The following is a 16,876-nucleotide window of genomic DNA, read 5'->3' on the forward strand; positions in this document are numbered from 1 at the left end:
AATCTAGGCCCTTGCTTCTTCTTCTCCTGTAAATTGGATTTCTACAGAAGGATGGGTAGCAGGGGCTTTCATCTCTAATTTATCAGACAGAAGGGTGTGGAGTGGAGTGGAAACTGTAAAGCCAGGGCTAAGCCCTCAAAGACATAAGAGCACTAAAGGTCAACGGCAAATCCATCTGACAGGCTGGTTATTCGTTCTTGTGCCGGTCATTATGATCAGTATTTTCTATTTTTATCCAATGATTCAAGCTTTAATTCTATCCTTCAAGACAGGCAGAGGCAACAATCTTCAGTTTACCGGCCTTGATAACTATATTCGTCTGTTTAGCGACACCACTTTCCTTACAGCCGTCAAAAACACTTTTATTTACTTGATTATTCAGGTCCCAGTTATGCTGGTACTGGCGCTCTTTATCGCTGTGCTGCTAAATGACGAAAGACTGAAATTTAAAGGATTTTTCAGAACGGCGATATTTCTGCCAACGGTAACTTCACTTGTAGCGTACTCCGTTGTTTTCAAGTACATGTTTGGAGCCGAAGGTATCGTCAATAAATTTCTGGTGAATCTGCATCTAATCAGCGAACCGATTCAATGGATTACCGATCCCTTCTGGGCCAAAGTTACTATCATTATCGCTATCACTTGGCGCTTTACTGGCTATAATATGATTTTCTATTTGTCCTCACTGCAAAATGTCGACAAATCAATATATGAGGCTGCTCATATAGATGGAGCGAGTGCATTTACACAATTTTTCAAAATTACAATTCCCCTATTGAAGCCGATTATCTTGTTCACGACGATAACATCGACCATTGGAACACTTCAGTTGTTTGACGAGGTGGTTAACATCACGAAAGGTGGACCCGGCAATGCAACCATGTCGATTTCCCAATATATTTATAACCTTTCCTTTGAATACACACCTAACTTTGGATACGCTGCAACCGTCTCCTATTCGATTGTTGTAATGGTGCTCATTCTGACGCTTATTCAGAACAAACTAGGAGGGGATAAGAGATAATGAAAACCAAACGCATGTTTACTTACGTATTTCTAATCATCGCTGCGCTGATCTCTATCTTTCCATTTATCTGGATGGTTATAAGCGCCACGAACCAGTCGGTTGATGTAACCAAAGGGACATTGTTGCCGGGTGTACATTTAGTGGAAAATATAAACAATCTATTTAGTTCAGTGGATATGTGGCAGGCTCTCTGGAACTCTGCAAAAATCTCTGTGGTGACTACTGTGCTTTCACTGCTAGTAGCATCGGCGGCTGGATATGGTTTTGAAATGTACCGCAGCCGGAGTAAAGATATCGTATTCAATATTTTGCTGGCTTCAATGATGATTCCATTTGCGGCGATTATGGTACCTCTATTTCAAATGTTCGCCAAAGTATCTAGTGTAGTGCCGTTTCTCGGTATCGATACAGCATCGGCAGTCATTCTTCCGACATTTACAACAGCATTCCTAATTTTTTTCTTTCGTCAAAGTACAAAAATGTTTCCTAAGGATATGATGGAGGCTGGGCGCATCGATGGGCTTTCGGAATTTGGTCTGTTCTTCCGCATTTATATGCCAACGATGAAATCAACTTACGCCGCCGCTGCGATTATCACATTTTTAAACAGCTGGAACAATTATCTGTGGCCTTTGATCGTATTGCAATCACCAGAAAATATGACTGTGCCCCTTCTTATCTCGAATCTAGGCTCAGGTTATGCCCCTGACTATGGTCTGATCATGTCAGCGATTGTCATTACGACCTTACCGACAGCATTAGTGTTTTTCATGATGCAAAAGCAATTTGTAGCTGGGATGACGGGTTCGGTTAAATAAGTTAGCGTTCATGTGAAGAATAGAGGAGGAAGTATAGATGAAGCAGCAGGTTGAACGAAATCTCACTCCAAGTCTGGAATGGTTATCAGACCCGTCCATTTATGCAATAGGCAGAGTGCACGCGCATTCTGACCATCGATATTACCAAACGAAAAATGAAGCCGAAGCGCTTGGAGAAATGCCCTGGCGCCATAGCCTGAACGGCAGCTGGAAATTTAGTTATGCCCAAAATGCCATGGAACGACAGGTTCATTTTTATAAGGAGGACGTGTCTTGCAGAGGCTGGAAGGATATTAAAGTTCCCGGTCATATCCAACTTCAGGGTTATGGGCAGCCTCAGTACGTGAATACGATGTATCCATGGGACGGTCATGAGCTTCTTAGACCTCCGATGATCTCTGAGGACCACAATCCTGTAGGCAGCTATGTCAAATATTTTGAAGTTCCTGCGGGCTGGGAGCAACGTCCGGTGTATATATCTTTTCAAGGAGTTGAATCGGCTTTTTATATATGGTTAAACGGGGAGTTTGTTGGCTATAGCGAAGATAGCTTTACACCGAGTGAATTTGATTTAACATCGTACTTGACGGAAGGCGAAAATAAGCTGGCGGTTGAAGTCTATCAGCGCAGCACGGGGAGTTGGTTGGAGGATCAGGACTTCTGGCGTTTTTCGGGAATTTTTCGTGAGGTGTATCTATACACCGTGCCGGATGTTCATGTGCGGGATCTCCACGTTCAAACCGATTTGGATGAAAAGTTTGAGCAAGGAACGCTGACGGCTGTCATGCAATTGATAGGTAAGTCTGCCTCAAAAGTGCTCCTTGAGCTTAAGGATAGAGCAGGTAATCTTGTGGCTAGTACTGAAAGTGAAGTTTCAGGAGATTCCCTTTCGCTTACGCTTGCGGCAACAAAGGTGCAGCTGTGGAGCGCAGAAGCTCCTAATCTGTATACCCTTTACGTATCAGTTTACAACGCATCCGGGGATCTTGTAGAAGTTGTGCCGCAAAAAATTGGTTTTCGGAAATTCGAAATGATAGATAAGATTATGCACTTAAACGGTAAACGTATTGTATTTAAAGGCGTTAACCGGCATGAGTTTAATCCGCGCTTTGGACGCAGTATTACAAAAGAAGATATGCTGTGGGACATAAAAACCTTGAAGCAGGCGAACATCAACGCGGTTCGGACCTCGCACTATCCGAATATGACACTGTGGTATGAGTTGTGTGATGAATACGGAGTCTATGTCATTGACGAGATGAATTTAGAGTCGCATGGATCATGGCAGAAAATGGGGGCAGTTGAGCCGTCTTGGAACATCCCCGGCAATAAGCCTGAATGGCAGGATATCGTGATGGATCGTGCGATTTCCATGGTGGAGAGAGACAAAAACCATCCCTCCATTCTAATTTGGTCTTGTGGGAACGAATCTTTTGCAGGAGAAGTAATTCTGAACGTAGCCAATTATTTTCGAGAGAAGGACCCTACTCGGTTGGTTCATTACGAAGGGGTGTTCCATAACCGTGAATATGATGATTCGAGCGATATGGAGAGCCGGATGTATGCGAAAGCAGCAGATATCGAAAGGTATTTAACAGAAGATCCGCTAAAACCATATATTAGCTGTGAATACATGCATGCGATGGGCAATTCCGTCGGGGGGTTGCATAAATACACAGAGCTAGAGCAGAAGTATCCAATGTATCAGGGTGGATTTATCTGGGATTATATGGATCAGGTGATTGTGAAAAATGATCGATACGGTAAGCCCTTCATGGCTTATGGAGGAGACTTCGATGACCGTTCAACCGACTACAACTTCTCCGGTAACGGAATTGTGTATGCGGATCGGAGATGGTCGCCAAAAATGCAGGAAGTGAAATTTCTGTATCAGAACTTCAAGCTGCTCCCGGACAGTCAGGGTTTTACAATCAGAAATGAAAACTTATTTGTGGGCTTGGATGCTTATGAATTACAATACGCTCTCAACTATGAGGGTAGGGTCATCCAGCGTGGAACTGTCTTCGCTCAGGTTAATCCGGGCGAGGAAAAATATGTAGAAGTTGATCTACCCGATATTAAGAATCAGCCTGGCGAGTATAGCTTGGATGTTTCTCTTGTTCTGAAGGAAGATTCATTATGGGCGAATAGCGGTTATGAAATCGCTTTTGGCCAGCATGTTTTTCAAGTGGCAAATACGTCAACCGAGGAGTCTTTAACAGATGCTAAGATAACATCTGTCGTGAATGATTTTCGCGTGGTTGAAGGAGATGTGAATATTGGTGTACATGGTCGTGACTTCTCCGTAATGTTCTCAAAGCAGGCGGGTACATTAATTTCTGTTAAATATTCAGGACAGGAAATGATCTCTTCACCGCCGGGACCGCTCTTCTGGAGAGCAATGACAGACAATGACAAGGGGGCGGGAATGCATTTTGACTCTTCCCCTTGGTATGCAGCAAGCTTGACCCGTAGAACGTTAAGCTTCGAGCTCGTGGAGGAGAAAGACCGTGCGACGGTGACTTACGTGTATAAGCTTAGTGTATCAGAGGGAGTACGGGTAAGTGTAACTTACACAGTGTTCTCCGATGGAAGCATACAGGTGAAATCAAGCTACCATGGAGCAGCGGGTTTACCAAAGCTTCCGCTCTTTGCTTTAAGCTTTAAGGTGCCAGCGGATTATCACCAGCTGAATTGGTATGCAAATGGCCCGGAAGAAAATTATATCGACCGTGCGTGTGGGGCGAGATTGTGTCGCTTCCAGAATCATGCGGTGGACAATGTGTCGTCCTATTTGGTGCCGCAGGAATCGGGCAACCGCACAGGTGTGCGCGAAGTATCGATTAAGAACGATTATGGCCAAGGCATTATAATATCGGCACCAGCTACAGCCCCTGTTGAAGCCAATATCTCGCCTTACTCGGCAATGGAGCTGGAGAATGCGACACATCATTATGAGCTGCCGAACGTTCACTATACCGTTGTTACCATTGCTGGACGTCAAATGGGCGTAGGCGGGGATGACAGCTGGGGAGCTCCAGTTCTTGATGAATATCAAATCAATCCATCCTTAGATATGGATTTTGAATTTACAATTCGCAGAGCATGATTTTTTTGCAATATTTGAAGTTCATGTATTAGATGATAAATATTCCAGGCTCGGTTCAACGTTAAATTTGAACCGAGCTTTTTTATGCTCGTTATAATCCCGTATAATTTGAGCTCAGTAAAACCTTATAAAGTCCTTAGATTTGCTATATATGATCAACGTATAGCAAATGAGAGGATGATAAAGGATGGGAGAGTATATTTTACAAACTAATAATTTATGCAAGAATTTCAGGGGGCAGCGTGCGGTTAACGATATCAGCATAACCGTAAAAACTAATTCGATTTATGGACTGTTAGGCCCAAACGGCGCAGGTAAATCGACGACTCTAAAAATGATAACAGGAATACTTCGAGCGACGTCAGGACAAATTTTATTTGACGGTCATCCATGGACACGTAAGGATTTACTACACATTGGAGCGCTGATTGAGTCCCCGCCACTTTATGGGAATCTGACTGCTGTCCAAAATTTGAAGGTACACACGACAATATTAAACTTACCGGATTCTCGGATTCGGGAAGTTCTTGAAATTGTTGATTTAACAACAACAGGCAAAAAAAGAGCGGGACAATTCTCTATGGGCATGAAGCAACGTCTCGGGATTGCGATCGCTTTGTTAAATCAACCTAGACTCTTGATTCTGGATGAACCGACAAATGGGCTTGACCCGATTGGAATTCAGGAATTACGTAAGCTTATACGCTCATTTCCTGCACAAGGGATTACAGTTATTTTATCGAGTCATATTCTTCATGAGGTGGAGCAAATTGCCGATCATATTGGAATCATTAGTAATGGTGTTCTAGGGTATCAGAATGCAATATTTCCTGGTGATGATTTGGAGAAATTGTTCATGGAAGTCGTGAGTCGGAACAGACAGGAGGTAACCAGATGATCCACTATCTTTTATCCGAAAATATTAAATTCAAACGAACATTTTCGCGAAAATTGATTGTCGTGGTGCCACTGTTTTTTCTTCTATTTTCATTTTTCACACAACAGAACCTGCAAACTGAAGACCACTATTTTATGGAAATGGTCTTTAATTGGTGGCCGCTGTTATTCATGACCATAGGATCTGCTTTGTTGTCTACACTATCGAATAACAAGGATCGTAAGGCTGGAGGATACCGCAGCTTAAGCAGTCAAGGAATTAGCATCGTTAAACTTTGGCTCAGTAAAATTATTGTGGTGTCATATTATTTGCTGTTGTCTTCGCTGCTCCTTATTGCAGTAATGTACCTATCTGGTCTTTTGTTTCCTTTGGGTGCAGCACCCTTATCTGAAATTACAACAGCCGCTATGGTTGTTTGGTTGACCTCTTTGGGGATGATTCCAATCTATCTATTCTTAGCTGAAAAATTTGGGTCTGTAGTATCTATTCTTGCAGGTCTGTTTGGGATGATTGTGAGTGTACTAGCAGCGGATCAACCTTCATGGATTTATGTTCCGTGGAGTTGGGCTTTAAGGTTAATGTGTCCCATTGTTGGTGTACGTCCAAATGGTGTGGCTCTTTCAGCACAGGATGCTCTAAGAGACTCTTCGGTTATTTTACCTGGAATTGTGGTGTCGCTTGTATTCTTTTTGGTAACCCTCACCTTAACTAGCTGCTGGTTTAGTAGAAGAGAGGTGCGATAGAGATGGTGATACTCCGGCTATTACAAGCTGAATGGTTGATGACTAAGCACACTGCAATTCGTTGGTTGATATTCCTTGTTCCTGTTCTATATCCGATGATGGTACTTTGGTATTTTTCACAGCGTGCGGATCAGTTTCACATCTATGATGGTTATTTTTCATTAATAGCCTTTGGGTTGCCTGTTGGGATAGGATTATTCTCTGCTTTAATGAGTGGTTTAGAGGAGGGGGCAGGGGGATTCTATAATCTATTAAGTGCTCTTTCACGTCCGAAGTGTTATATAAGAAAACTCGGGTTCATAATCTTGGCGATGATATGGATCGTATTCGGTTCAACATCAATTCTAATACTGGGCATGAAACAAATTTTGCATATAGAGCAGATACAATATCTAATATTCTGGCAAGGAGCTTGTTGGGTAGTAGGCACTGCTCTAATCTTAATGATCTTTCATCTCATCTTAAGTTATGCTGGAGGTTTGGGACTTTCTCTAACGGTGGGTAGTGCAGGTACGCTAATTGCAGCCATCGTAGGTGGAACCATTGTAGGAGATAAAGTGTGGTTATACATACCGTGGGCCTGGTCGATGCGGATGATTCAACTTCCCTTGTTTTATGCACAACCCAACGGGTTCATTGAAACGGAAGTATTGAAGCTGCAACTTCTTCATTCCGTACCTGCTATACTTATTAGTACAATGATAATGGCAATGTTAGGCTTGACATGGTTTCATTACTTTCAGGGTAGGAAATCATATGAATAAATAGGAGTGAGGTCACTGGCTAATATTTTAATAATAGATGATGAACCTGATATTTTGGCGCTAGTAAATAATATTCTTAGCAAAGATCACCATAGGGTTACGGTAAAAACAAGTGCACGACATATGCCTTTGAACGAGTACTCGACATTTGATTTAATCCTGTTGGACGTGATGATGCCAGATATCGATGGTTTTGAGCTCTGTACTCAAATCAGGGATATCGTAGACTGTCCGATTCTGTTTCTTACAGCTAAATCAATGGAGACAGATATTATGTTTGGACTTAGTGTAGGGGCAGATGACTATATCGTGAAGCCTTTTCGCGCAGGCGAGTTGAAGGCTCGGGTTAACGCTCATTTGCGGCGTGAGAATCGAGGGAAAAATCATATGTTAAGCGCATCTGGAGTGAAATTCAATCTCTCGGCAAAGGAGATTTCTATTGATAAAGAGAAAATAAATTTCACTAAAAGTGAATATCAGATATGTGAATTTCTTGCTAGAAATAAAGGTCAGGTTTTTTCCAAAGAACAAATTTATGAATCGGTTTATGGCTATGACAGAGAAAGCGATAGCTCAACTATTACAGAACATGTAAAAAATATCCGCAGTAAGCTGAGTGCGAGGGAGGTTTCACCGATTGAAACCGTTTGGGGGATAGGTTACAAATGGGTGTGAAACGAATACGGCTCCGTACAGTCTTCATTCAATATTTATTATCATTAGGTGCGTGTACTCTATTATTGGCATTTCTGTGTTTAGGGGTATTTACTCTCTTAATGCAGTATGGAATGATTGTTCCAGCAAACCATACTGAGCAATCCATTGCAAAGTCTTGGGATGTTTTGCAGCGTGCGCCAGAAATTACGCAAGAAATGATCCCTTGGGGAGCGGAACATGCGGTATTGGATCAGCAAAAGAACTATATTTCAGGAAATATTCCTAAAGAACGCGCTCTAGATATATTGCAGAAGAATCAAAGCAGTTGTAATCTCATGGGTACAAACTGCACCGATGTGATTGAGCGGGAGCATGAGGTTATCGTACTGCAATATGCAATCGTACCGCAGTTCACCTCGAATTTTCTGCATAACACGCTGCCTAATCCGCAATTAACGTTATTGCTGTTTTTTGTAGTTCTGATGTTACTGGAAGTTATTCTGATTTCTGGATTTTTCGCTCGAAGACTGAGTCAAAAAATGGCTTCCTTGCAAGAAGCTGCACATCACATTGAAGCTAAGAATTTGGATTTTACTGTCGTGTATTCTGGGGTCAGTGAAATTGATGAGGTGCTATCATCCTTGGAACAGCTGAGAGAGGAATTGAAAAAGTCGCTAGAACAGCAATGGAATTTGGAACAAATGAAAAAAGAGCAGATTTCTGCGCTTGCCCACGACATTAAGACTCCTCTTACGATTATTCAAGGAAATGCAGATTTGCTGATAGACTCAGATTTAGCGGAGAATCAGCAAGAATATATAGGGTATATTTCCAAAAATGCGGATCAAATCGAACAATACATGGCAACACTTATTGAGATTTCTAATACGAGGAAACAAATTTCTCCCCGCTCTAAATGGGTTGGAACGGAAGCTTTTATCCAGCAAATTCGTACGCAGTTAGATGCGTTGGTTGTCCCTAAGCATCTTCGGATAGAATTCCACCAGGACAATAATCTGCCCCCTGAGGTGTTGATAGACAATGAACTACTTCATCGGGCTGTGATGAATGTACTCGCTAATGCGGTAGAGTATTCCCCGTATGAGAGTGTGATTTATTTGCAGGTTGAGGCAAAACAAGATTGGTGGAGTATAACGGTAGCAGACAGTGGATCAGGATTTACGAGTGAAGGACTCCAATCTGCAGTTAAGCAATTTTATCGAGGGGACAGTAGCCGTACCTCCAAAAGTCACTATGGATTGGGACTTTATATTGCCGACACCATTGTCAGGCAGCATCAGGGCAGTCTGCATATTAGCAATTCTCCCCTGACGGGTGGAGGTCAAGTTCGAATCGACGTCCCAGTTCGTGGAGTTAGGTAGAGGTTTATTACACCTCTTAGAATAACATTGGATAAAACTTCTGGTTTATCTGATGAAATTCTAAGGGGTGTATTTTTTATGACGATCAAAACCAAATTCTCAATTGTTGGAAAAGTAGATTAAAATATTGATTGCTATATACAATTAAATACAATAAAGTTGTCATATAGAGGATAATTTTGTCGATTTTTCTGCAAAAATGTTCCAATCTACACTGTATCAGGTGACATTAGGGTCTATGAGGTTCAAATCCTCTTCCTGAAAAAGACATAAGAAAGTGGTGCGCATAATGAGTAGCAACAGATTTGAAAACAAAGTAGTTATTATTACGGGTGCTGGTACCGGAATCGGAAAAGCTACAGCATTGAGAGTAGCAAGAGAGGGTGGTACTGTAGTAGTTGCCAATCGATCAGATGCTGGCGCTAACACAGTCGAAGAAATCAAAGCTTTAGGTGGAGAAGCACTGTTTGTGCGGTCAGACGTTTCAGTTGAAGCAGACTGCAAAAATATCGTAGATCAAACCTTAGCAGCTTATGGAAAGATTGATTGCCTTTATAATAACTCAGCAATTACAGGAGATAATGCGGATGTTACAGAATATGATCCGATATTGTTTCAAAAGGTGATTCAGACAAATCTTAATGGCCAATTCTACATGTTGCATTATGCATTACCACATATGAAATCCGGTGCTTCCGTTCTAAACTGTTCCTCCTTGCATGGTATTTTTATTGGGATGGCAAATGATGCAGCTTATTCAGCAAGTAAACACGCCATTGTGGGCATGACTAAATCGGTTGCTAAAGAAGTGGGTCACCGTAATATCAGAGTAAATGCTATTTGCCCTGGTCCTATCCCTACACCAACCATGAACAGATACGAAAAGCTGTTGTCTGATGATGTAGAGATGCTTCAATCTCTTATCGCTTCTGGAACGGCTTTGGGCAGATATGGTACGCCTGAGGAAGTAGCTGCTTTTGCATGTTTCCTTCTAAGTGATGAGGCTTCATTTATTACAGGTACAGCACATGTGATTGACGGGGGTTACTCCGCAACTAAGTAATTAGACGGATTAATTTACTTATATAAGCATCTAGTATCGAAGGCTTTGCGGCGTATTCCTGTTCGGAAATCCTGTAGGATAAATGGACTGGAGTTGGAAGGCGCACGCAGAGCCTTTTTTAGTTGTTTCTAAATGATAACGGAATTACACAAGTGTGAATGAAATTAAGGCAAATATAACCATGGATATGTTGGAATTTGTAGAAATTTGTATTTTAATATAAATAAAAAAAGAAATTTGTCGATAATAATATAGGTAATAGGTATGAGTTAAAATATATTAGAAAGGATGTTGCAATAAAACGATACAGGATATAGATGTCATTTACTATTGATTGTAACGATATGGCATCATTTAAACAAGGCAGTTTGTTCCAAACCCAGTTGCCAAAAGTAGAAGTTACTGAAAAGCCTGGGCAGAAATTTTTTTGTCTGTTGGAGTTACATACATTTCTTTCTATTATTAAAAAATAACTATTAAAACTTGGAGGAATACAATTATGTCATACACAATTAAATACAACAAAAGTGAAAACCACATCGATGTAGTATCTATCGATTTTTCTGCTGAGGATGTTCCAGGATACTTGAAAGATTTTGAGAATATCATGAAGCTTGTTAGTCCTAAATTTACGGGTACAACTGATGTAACTGAATCTGCAAGTGTACTTTCTCCTGAAGTTGCAGCAATGTTGGCTCCAACAGGTGAGATGGCGAAAGCAGCTGGTCAAGCAGGATGGGCTTATGTAACTAAAAACCCAATTTGGAAAATGCAATTGAAACGTATTTTTGGCAGAGATTTTGCTGATGCTTACGATACCTATGAAGAAGCTAGAACAGTACTGAAAAAATTGCAATAATCTAATAAATAGATAAAACAAAAAGTGCGGAGAGCTTTCTCCGCACTTTTTGTTTTATCTATATTTAAAATTGAAAATCTTCATCCTTCAGTGGCTCCACATTAAGCGCCCGGACATATCCGTTGCCTTTCTTCGAGAAGAAGTCATGCTGCTTGGTGTGGGTGCTGATCCCGTTCTGAACAATCGGGTTGATCTCTTCCTCGTCAAATAGCGGATCATGGCCCAGATTCATCATCGCTTTATTGGCATTGTATCTTAGGAAAGTCTTAACCTCGTCCACCAATCCGATAGGGGCATAGATCTGCTCGGTATAACGCTCTTCATTCTCATGCAGCAGTCGAAGCAATTCTACCAGCGTATGGTGAAGTTCGCGTTGCTCGTCTTCTGGGAGCCCGTCAAAGATCTCTTGTGCCAGCACGCCGACATATACCCCATGGATGCTCTCATCCCGTAGAATAAGGTCGATGATCTCACCGCTGCAAGTCATTTTGCCCTGCCCAGCCAGATATAGGGGATAGAAGAAACCACTGTAGAACAAGTAGCTCTCGAGCAGGACGGAGGCTGCCATGGCAAGGTACAGGTCTTTAGGTGAGTCTATGTTTTTGTAATATTGTGATATGGTCTCCGCTTTGAACTGGAGGAAGGGGTTCTCTTCTACCCAGCGGAATACACTGTCGATCTCCTCTGTAGAGGACAAAGTGGTGAAAATACTGCTGTACGATTTGGCGTGAATTTGTTCCATCATGCCCATGAAGCCCAGTACGGCTTTACGTTGAAGGCCTTCGACATGCTCCATAATCTGCGGCATTCCGACTCCGCCTTGAATCGTATCCAGCAGTGTCAGACCGCCCAGCACCTTCATATAGGAGTCCTTTTCTTGCTCACTGAGCGTGAGCCAGGACATTTTATCATCGGATAATGGAATTTCATCGTCCGTCCAGAATTGCATAATGTTCTGATTCCAGAACATCAATGAGAAATCGTCGTCGGGACGGTTCCAGTTAACGGCTTGGATAGCGGTCATAATATTGCAATCTCCTTTTCTGCGGCTATAGCCTTCCTTTTAGATCGAGCAGGTGAGGCATTCCTCGACAGACAGCTTTTTGGTCCGGGTGTAATACAGCGACTTCAAGCCTTTATGCGCCGCATACAGGTAGGAGCGGGCCAGTTCTCTGGTGGAAACATCACTGTTAACATGCAGAACGGTCGAGATACCTTGGTCGATATGGGGCTGAATTTCCGCGATCAGATCGATTACCTTGAACTGGTCCATCTGGTAAGCCGATTTATAGAAAAATACATTGTCCGGCCGCAGGTACGGCATCGGATAATAAGTAGTCGAATTAGCATAAGTCCGAGTCTCAATCTGCTCAACAATCGGCATAACGCTTGAAGTGGCGTTTTGGATATAGGAAATGCTGGCCGTTGGCGCAATCGCCAAACGGTAAGCATGGTATAGGCCATTTGCTTTTACCGCATCCCGCAATTGTTCCCAGTCAGCTGGGGATGGGATATAAATATCTCCGAATAACTCTTGTACCCTTGGGGTAACCGGACGGTAATCGGTAGTCAGGTAACGCTCAAAATAAGCTCCCGTAGCATAATCAGAAGCCTCAAATCCATGGAAAGATCGGCCCGTCGCGGCAGCGATTTCCATGCTTTTCTCCAGCGAGTGGAAATTCATGGTCATAAAGAAGGTCCGGGCAAAATCGCGGGCCTGCTCGCTTTCATAAGCAATGTTGTTCTTAGCCAGATAGCCGTGCAGATTCATGACGCCAAGACCGACAGAGTGCATTTCCTTGTTTGCTTTGGCTACGCCTGGGGCATTGGAAATACTGGTCATATCGCTAACAGCGGTCAGGGCGATCATGCCCTCATGTACGGATTCACGGATTTTGCCATGTTCCATCACGTTAACAATGTTCAAGGAAGCCAGATTGCAGCTTACATCGCGGCGGATTGTACTCTCCTGTCCGTAGTCGGCAATCTCTGAGGTCTCCTGCAGCTGGAAGATTTCAGTACAAAGGTTGGACATTTTGATCTGTCCGACGTTTTTCAGGGCATGGGCCGCATTGGCATTGCTCTTGTTCATGATATATGGATAGCCAGATTCCAGCTGGATCATGGCAATTTTGGTCAGCATATCCCGTGCGCTCATAGCTTTCTTCTTTTTGACACGTGGATCGGCCAGCAGCTTATCATACATGTCATCCAGATCCATATCGTCGAGATGCGTTCCGTAGGCTTTGTACACACTGTAAGGAGCAAATACATGCAGCGCTTCATTGTCCTTCGCCAGCTTATAAAAGCGGTTCGGAATAATCAGGCCGATGGACAGGGTTTTGAGTCTTGTTTTTTCGTCGGCATTGATCTTCTTGCTGTCGAGGAATTCCAGAACGTCCCAGCCAAAAATGTTGTAATAGGCTGCTCCTGATCCTTTACGCTGACCCATCTGATCTGCATAGGAGAAGCCGTCTTCCATCAGCTTAAGTACAGGTATAATTCCCTTCGCAGCATCCTCAACACCCTTGATAGTTTCACCACGGGAGCGTAGCTTGGATAGGTTGACGGCCACACCGCCACCGATCTTCGACAACTGCATGCAGGTATTCAGCACATAGTTGATGGAATTGAGCGAGTCGTCCATTTCGATTAGGAAGCAGGAGACGAGCTCACCACGCCGGCTCTTACCGGCATTTAAGAAGGTTGGGGTCGCAGGTTGCAGGCGCTGTTCCATCATCGAACGGGCAAGTACCCCGGCAGTATCGGCGTTGCCGCGTCCCAGGTGAAGGGCGACTGCCGCCACACGGTCCGGGTAATGCTCCAGATATTGTTTGCGGTCATTGGTTTTTACAGCGTAATCCGTGTAGAATTTCGAAGCTGCCATATAAGATGGAAAACTGAAGTTGTAGGCGTGGGTAATCTGGTAGACTTCTTCAATTTCCGCCGTGCTGTACTGTTCGTAAAAATTCTCGTAGAAATCCTGTTCAATCATATAATCAACCTTGGCTTTTGTATTCGCAAAAGCCAGACTCCGGCGCTCTACATCCCGCATAAATTCGGCTACTGCCTCAAGATCTTTGTCTAACTGAAAGAAGCCACTTTCGTCTCTCTTCATCAACATGTTGTTTAATTCAATATGCCGCAACCCGGCTCACCTCCTGTTTAATCCGTTCTACATCGCCAAATGTACCCGATAACTCAAATTTACCGATAACGGGCACGTTATAACGATCTGCAATCAAGTCCGCGCTGTGCGCGAACAGCTCGCCCCAGTTCTTATTGCCGCTGGCGGCTATGCCTTTCAGATTGGCATTATTGTTCTTCAAGAAAGTAGACACCTTTTCTGGAATCTGTCCAAAGCCGGTGGTATATGTAATAAGCACATAGGGCTCGTCAATCGTCATATGCTCCTCAATCTGCACAGCCGGCAACTTAAGTTTGCTGATGAAGCGTCTGACATTTCCTGTTTTTGAATCATACGCGACTAGCATGGTGTCTGTCCCCCTGTAAATATTAAAAACTATTGAAAATAGTATGAAAACTGAATGGATAAGCTTTAAATACTGAAAAATTGTATCTATACTATATTTAGTGTGCGTTGTTTATTTTAATTACTATATGTTGAAAAGTCAATATGGGAACAGCCGTCTTAATAGCTGGGAAAGTGTCTCGTAAGCGGTTTTTTGGCAGGCTTTTAGGGCAGAAAGACCGGAGTATTAGTATTTTGCTAGTTTAAAAATAAAAATAAAAAAATTTGCAGGAGTAAGGGTGATACTTAGGGATGCTGCTGAGGGTGATGGCAAGCCAATAAATCTGCAAGGAACAGAGCCTGCTCCTTGCAGATTTATTGGCTTTATTTTTGCGAAGTGGGGTTATTCTTAATAATCTCTTGATCTCAAGAACGGTTGTTTACTCCGAGGCTTCGGTCAGGCGGTGAATCTGCTTTAAGTTGCTGCATGTATTCTCTGGGGGAAATTCCGGTTACCTTTTTGAAGACCTTGCTGAAATAGAAGGCACTCTCATATCCCAGCTTCTGTGAGATTTCGTAGATGCGACCTTCCCCGCGTGCCATCATTTCTTTGGCTGTCGTGATTTTGATCTCCGTGATATATTCCACATAGTTGACCTTGGCAACCTTGGAGAAAAGGTGGCTCAGATAGTTGGGACTGAAATTGAAGACATCCGCCACTTGATTGAGCGAGAGCTTAGTTCCGAGATTTCGTTTAATATACTCTTGGACATTTTTGACGAGCTGCTCCTTGTAGCTTTGTCTGCGGGTAGAGAGGATGTCCGAGCAACCGTCCCTGAACTGGATCAGCCAGCCGGCGATCTCTTCAATCGTATGCATCTGGTAGATAGCCCGGTAGCCCTCCGGTTCATTTTCGAAAATTTGCTCCACAATATTCTCACCGTCTGCAAGTAGTGAAGTGGCCATATACAGAATGTTGCAGGCGGCATCAGTGGCGGGAACCAGCAGGTCGGCCCGGCCGTCGAAGATTTCGATCATTTTGGAGATAATGGCGTATAAAGCTTGGGTATCCATTTCTTCAAAAGCACGGCGGATCTCTGTACGCAATTCGGAGAAATCAAACAACAGATGATCCTGCTCCAGCGACTCTCCTTCGGCAAAAAACACAAACGACTGTGCTTTAACCGCAGCAGGGAGCGCTTTTCGCGCAGCGAGGTAGCTTTCCCGCAGCAAATAAGGATCCTCGACCGCAAAGCCGATCGCGCCGATGATCCTTACATTGAAGTAGTTATGGAGTATGGAGGCCATATGGGTCAATAGCATTTCAATCTCAGGCATCCATTGCCGTGAATCCGTCCCGTTGACGGGCAGGGTTACAGCAAAATTGCGCAAGTCCAGACTGGTCACATAACAAGGTCTTATGGAAGTAAGCGTATCTTTGGCCATTTGGACGGTACTTGAGCACAGAGCAACCATTTTATCGCCGCGGGGCGGGACACTGTCTGGTCCCAAAATACGGCAAGTGCAGACTAGATAAGCAGGTTCCTTGAGCTCAAGGTTTAAATCATCTCTCTGCAGAAGGTACTGGTTTTTATTTGCGAATAAGTTATTGAACAGGCGGATGAAAAATTTATCGCGTTGGGCTTGTAGATTGCCTCTATGAGCAAGCATGGGATAGCTGTCTAGGGTTTGAAAAGCCTCCAATTGGGAAATTGCTTTCCGAATGGAGGCATCAAGTGCCTCTGGTGTCAGTTCTAGCTTCACTAGATAATCTGTGGCTTGCACTTCAATCGCTCCACGTGCGTATTCGAATTCCTCGTAGCTTGTTAAGATGATAAACAGCGGAAGCCGGCCGTGTTTTTTGCGTACCGCATTGGCAACTTCTAAGCCGCTTTTAATTGGCATTTTTATATCGCTGATTACAATGTCAGGACGGAGGGTGTCAATCATTTCTTCCTCTTGAGCCCCGTTGTGTGCAATGCCGACAATTTCTATATTATATTGCTCCCACTTCAGCATGGACTGCAAGCCGATACAGACCAGCGCCTCGTCATCAGCGATTAACAACTTGATCAATTCCATCA

Annotated in this window: 14 protein-coding genes; 10 read left to right on the forward strand and 4 right to left on the reverse strand. The window is 43.3% G+C overall.

All coding sequences use genetic code 11. The features are described 5' to 3' along the window. Positions 1 to 211 precede the first annotated feature (211 nt). From MKZ16_RS06825 to MKZ16_RS06870, 10 genes are all read left to right on the forward strand, one after another. Positions 212 to 1,024, forward strand: coding sequence for a sugar ABC transporter permease (locus tag MKZ16_RS06825; protein ID WP_235219373.1), 813 nt, complete (start codon positions 212 to 214; stop codon positions 1,022 to 1,024). Continuing rightward, complete coding sequence (locus tag MKZ16_RS06830) at positions 1,024 to 1,845, forward strand: carbohydrate ABC transporter permease (RefSeq protein ID WP_076107217.1); 822 nt, start codon at positions 1,024 to 1,026, stop codon at positions 1,843 to 1,845. The genes MKZ16_RS06825 and MKZ16_RS06830 overlap by 1 nt, the downstream gene beginning before the upstream one ends. Positions 1,846 to 1,882: 37 nt before the next feature. Beyond that, complete coding sequence (locus MKZ16_RS06835; protein WP_076107215.1) at positions 1,883 to 4,954, forward strand: glycoside hydrolase family 2 TIM barrel-domain containing protein; 3,072 nt, start codon at positions 1,883 to 1,885, stop codon at positions 4,952 to 4,954. 187 nt (positions 4,955 to 5,141) lie between these two features. Next, complete coding sequence (locus MKZ16_RS06840) at positions 5,142 to 5,852, forward strand: lantibiotic protection ABC transporter ATP-binding protein (RefSeq protein WP_076107213.1); 711 nt, start codon at positions 5,142 to 5,144, stop codon at positions 5,850 to 5,852. Next, positions 5,849 to 6,595 carry a lantibiotic immunity ABC transporter MutE/EpiE family permease subunit gene (locus MKZ16_RS06845; RefSeq protein ID WP_076107211.1) on the forward strand — a complete coding sequence of 249 codons (747 nt, stop codon included), beginning with the start codon at positions 5,849 to 5,851 and terminating at the stop codon, positions 6,593 to 6,595. The genes MKZ16_RS06840 and MKZ16_RS06845 overlap by 4 nt, the downstream gene beginning before the upstream one ends. Before the next feature lie 2 nt (positions 6,596 to 6,597). Beyond that, entirely contained in the window at positions 6,598 to 7,359 is a 762-nt protein-coding gene (locus tag MKZ16_RS06850; protein WP_038569276.1) for a lantibiotic immunity ABC transporter MutG family permease subunit, read from the forward strand. Positions 7,360 to 7,374: 15 nt separating this feature from the next. Continuing rightward, on the forward strand, positions 7,375 to 8,034 hold the full coding sequence (locus tag MKZ16_RS06855; protein ID WP_076107288.1) for a response regulator transcription factor: 660 nt from the start codon (positions 7,375 to 7,377) through the stop codon (positions 8,032 to 8,034). Between the two features lie 113 nt (positions 8,035 to 8,147). Next, complete coding sequence (locus MKZ16_RS06860; RefSeq protein WP_339815492.1) at positions 8,148 to 9,398, forward strand: HAMP domain-containing sensor histidine kinase; 1,251 nt, start codon at positions 8,148 to 8,150, stop codon at positions 9,396 to 9,398. Positions 9,399 to 9,687: 289 nt separating this feature from the next. Continuing rightward, on the forward strand, positions 9,688 to 10,461 hold the full coding sequence (locus MKZ16_RS06865) for an SDR family NAD(P)-dependent oxidoreductase (protein WP_036675873.1): 774 nt from the start codon (positions 9,688 to 9,690) through the stop codon (positions 10,459 to 10,461). A 499-nt stretch (positions 10,462 to 10,960) separates the two neighbouring features. After that, complete coding sequence (locus MKZ16_RS06870; protein ID WP_036675871.1) at positions 10,961 to 11,320, forward strand: hypothetical protein; 360 nt, start codon at positions 10,961 to 10,963, stop codon at positions 11,318 to 11,320. A gap of 64 nt (positions 11,321 to 11,384) precedes the next feature. Here the strand turns inward: MKZ16_RS06870 and nrdF are convergent, their stop codons facing one another. The 4 genes from nrdF to MKZ16_RS06890 form a co-directional block, all read right to left on the reverse strand. Next, on the reverse strand, positions 11,385 to 12,344 hold the full coding sequence (gene nrdF / locus MKZ16_RS06875; protein ID WP_076099522.1) for a class 1b ribonucleoside-diphosphate reductase subunit beta: 960 nt from the start codon (positions 12,342 to 12,344) through the stop codon (positions 11,385 to 11,387). A gap of 39 nt (positions 12,345 to 12,383) precedes the next feature. Then, positions 12,384 to 14,468 (reverse strand): class 1b ribonucleoside-diphosphate reductase subunit alpha, encoded by a 2,085-nt coding sequence (nrdE, locus tag MKZ16_RS06880; RefSeq protein WP_076099523.1) that lies wholly within the window; start codon positions 14,466 to 14,468, stop codon positions 12,384 to 12,386. Continuing rightward, a complete protein-coding gene (gene nrdI, locus MKZ16_RS06885) occupies positions 14,455 to 14,814 on the reverse strand; it encodes a class Ib ribonucleoside-diphosphate reductase assembly flavoprotein NrdI (protein ID WP_036675861.1) in 360 nt (119 codons plus the stop codon). The genes nrdE and nrdI overlap by 14 nt, the downstream gene beginning before the upstream one ends. Positions 14,815 to 15,218: 404 nt before the next feature. Beyond that, complete coding sequence (locus tag MKZ16_RS06890) at positions 15,219 to 16,868, reverse strand: helix-turn-helix domain-containing protein (RefSeq protein WP_052096847.1); 1,650 nt, start codon at positions 16,866 to 16,868, stop codon at positions 15,219 to 15,221. Between the last annotated feature and the right edge of the window lie 8 nt (positions 16,869 to 16,876).

Source organism: Paenibacillus sp. FSL R5-0928 (assembly GCF_037970385.1).
GTDB lineage: Bacteria > Bacillota > Bacilli > Paenibacillales > Paenibacillaceae > Paenibacillus_AQ > Paenibacillus_AQ odorifer.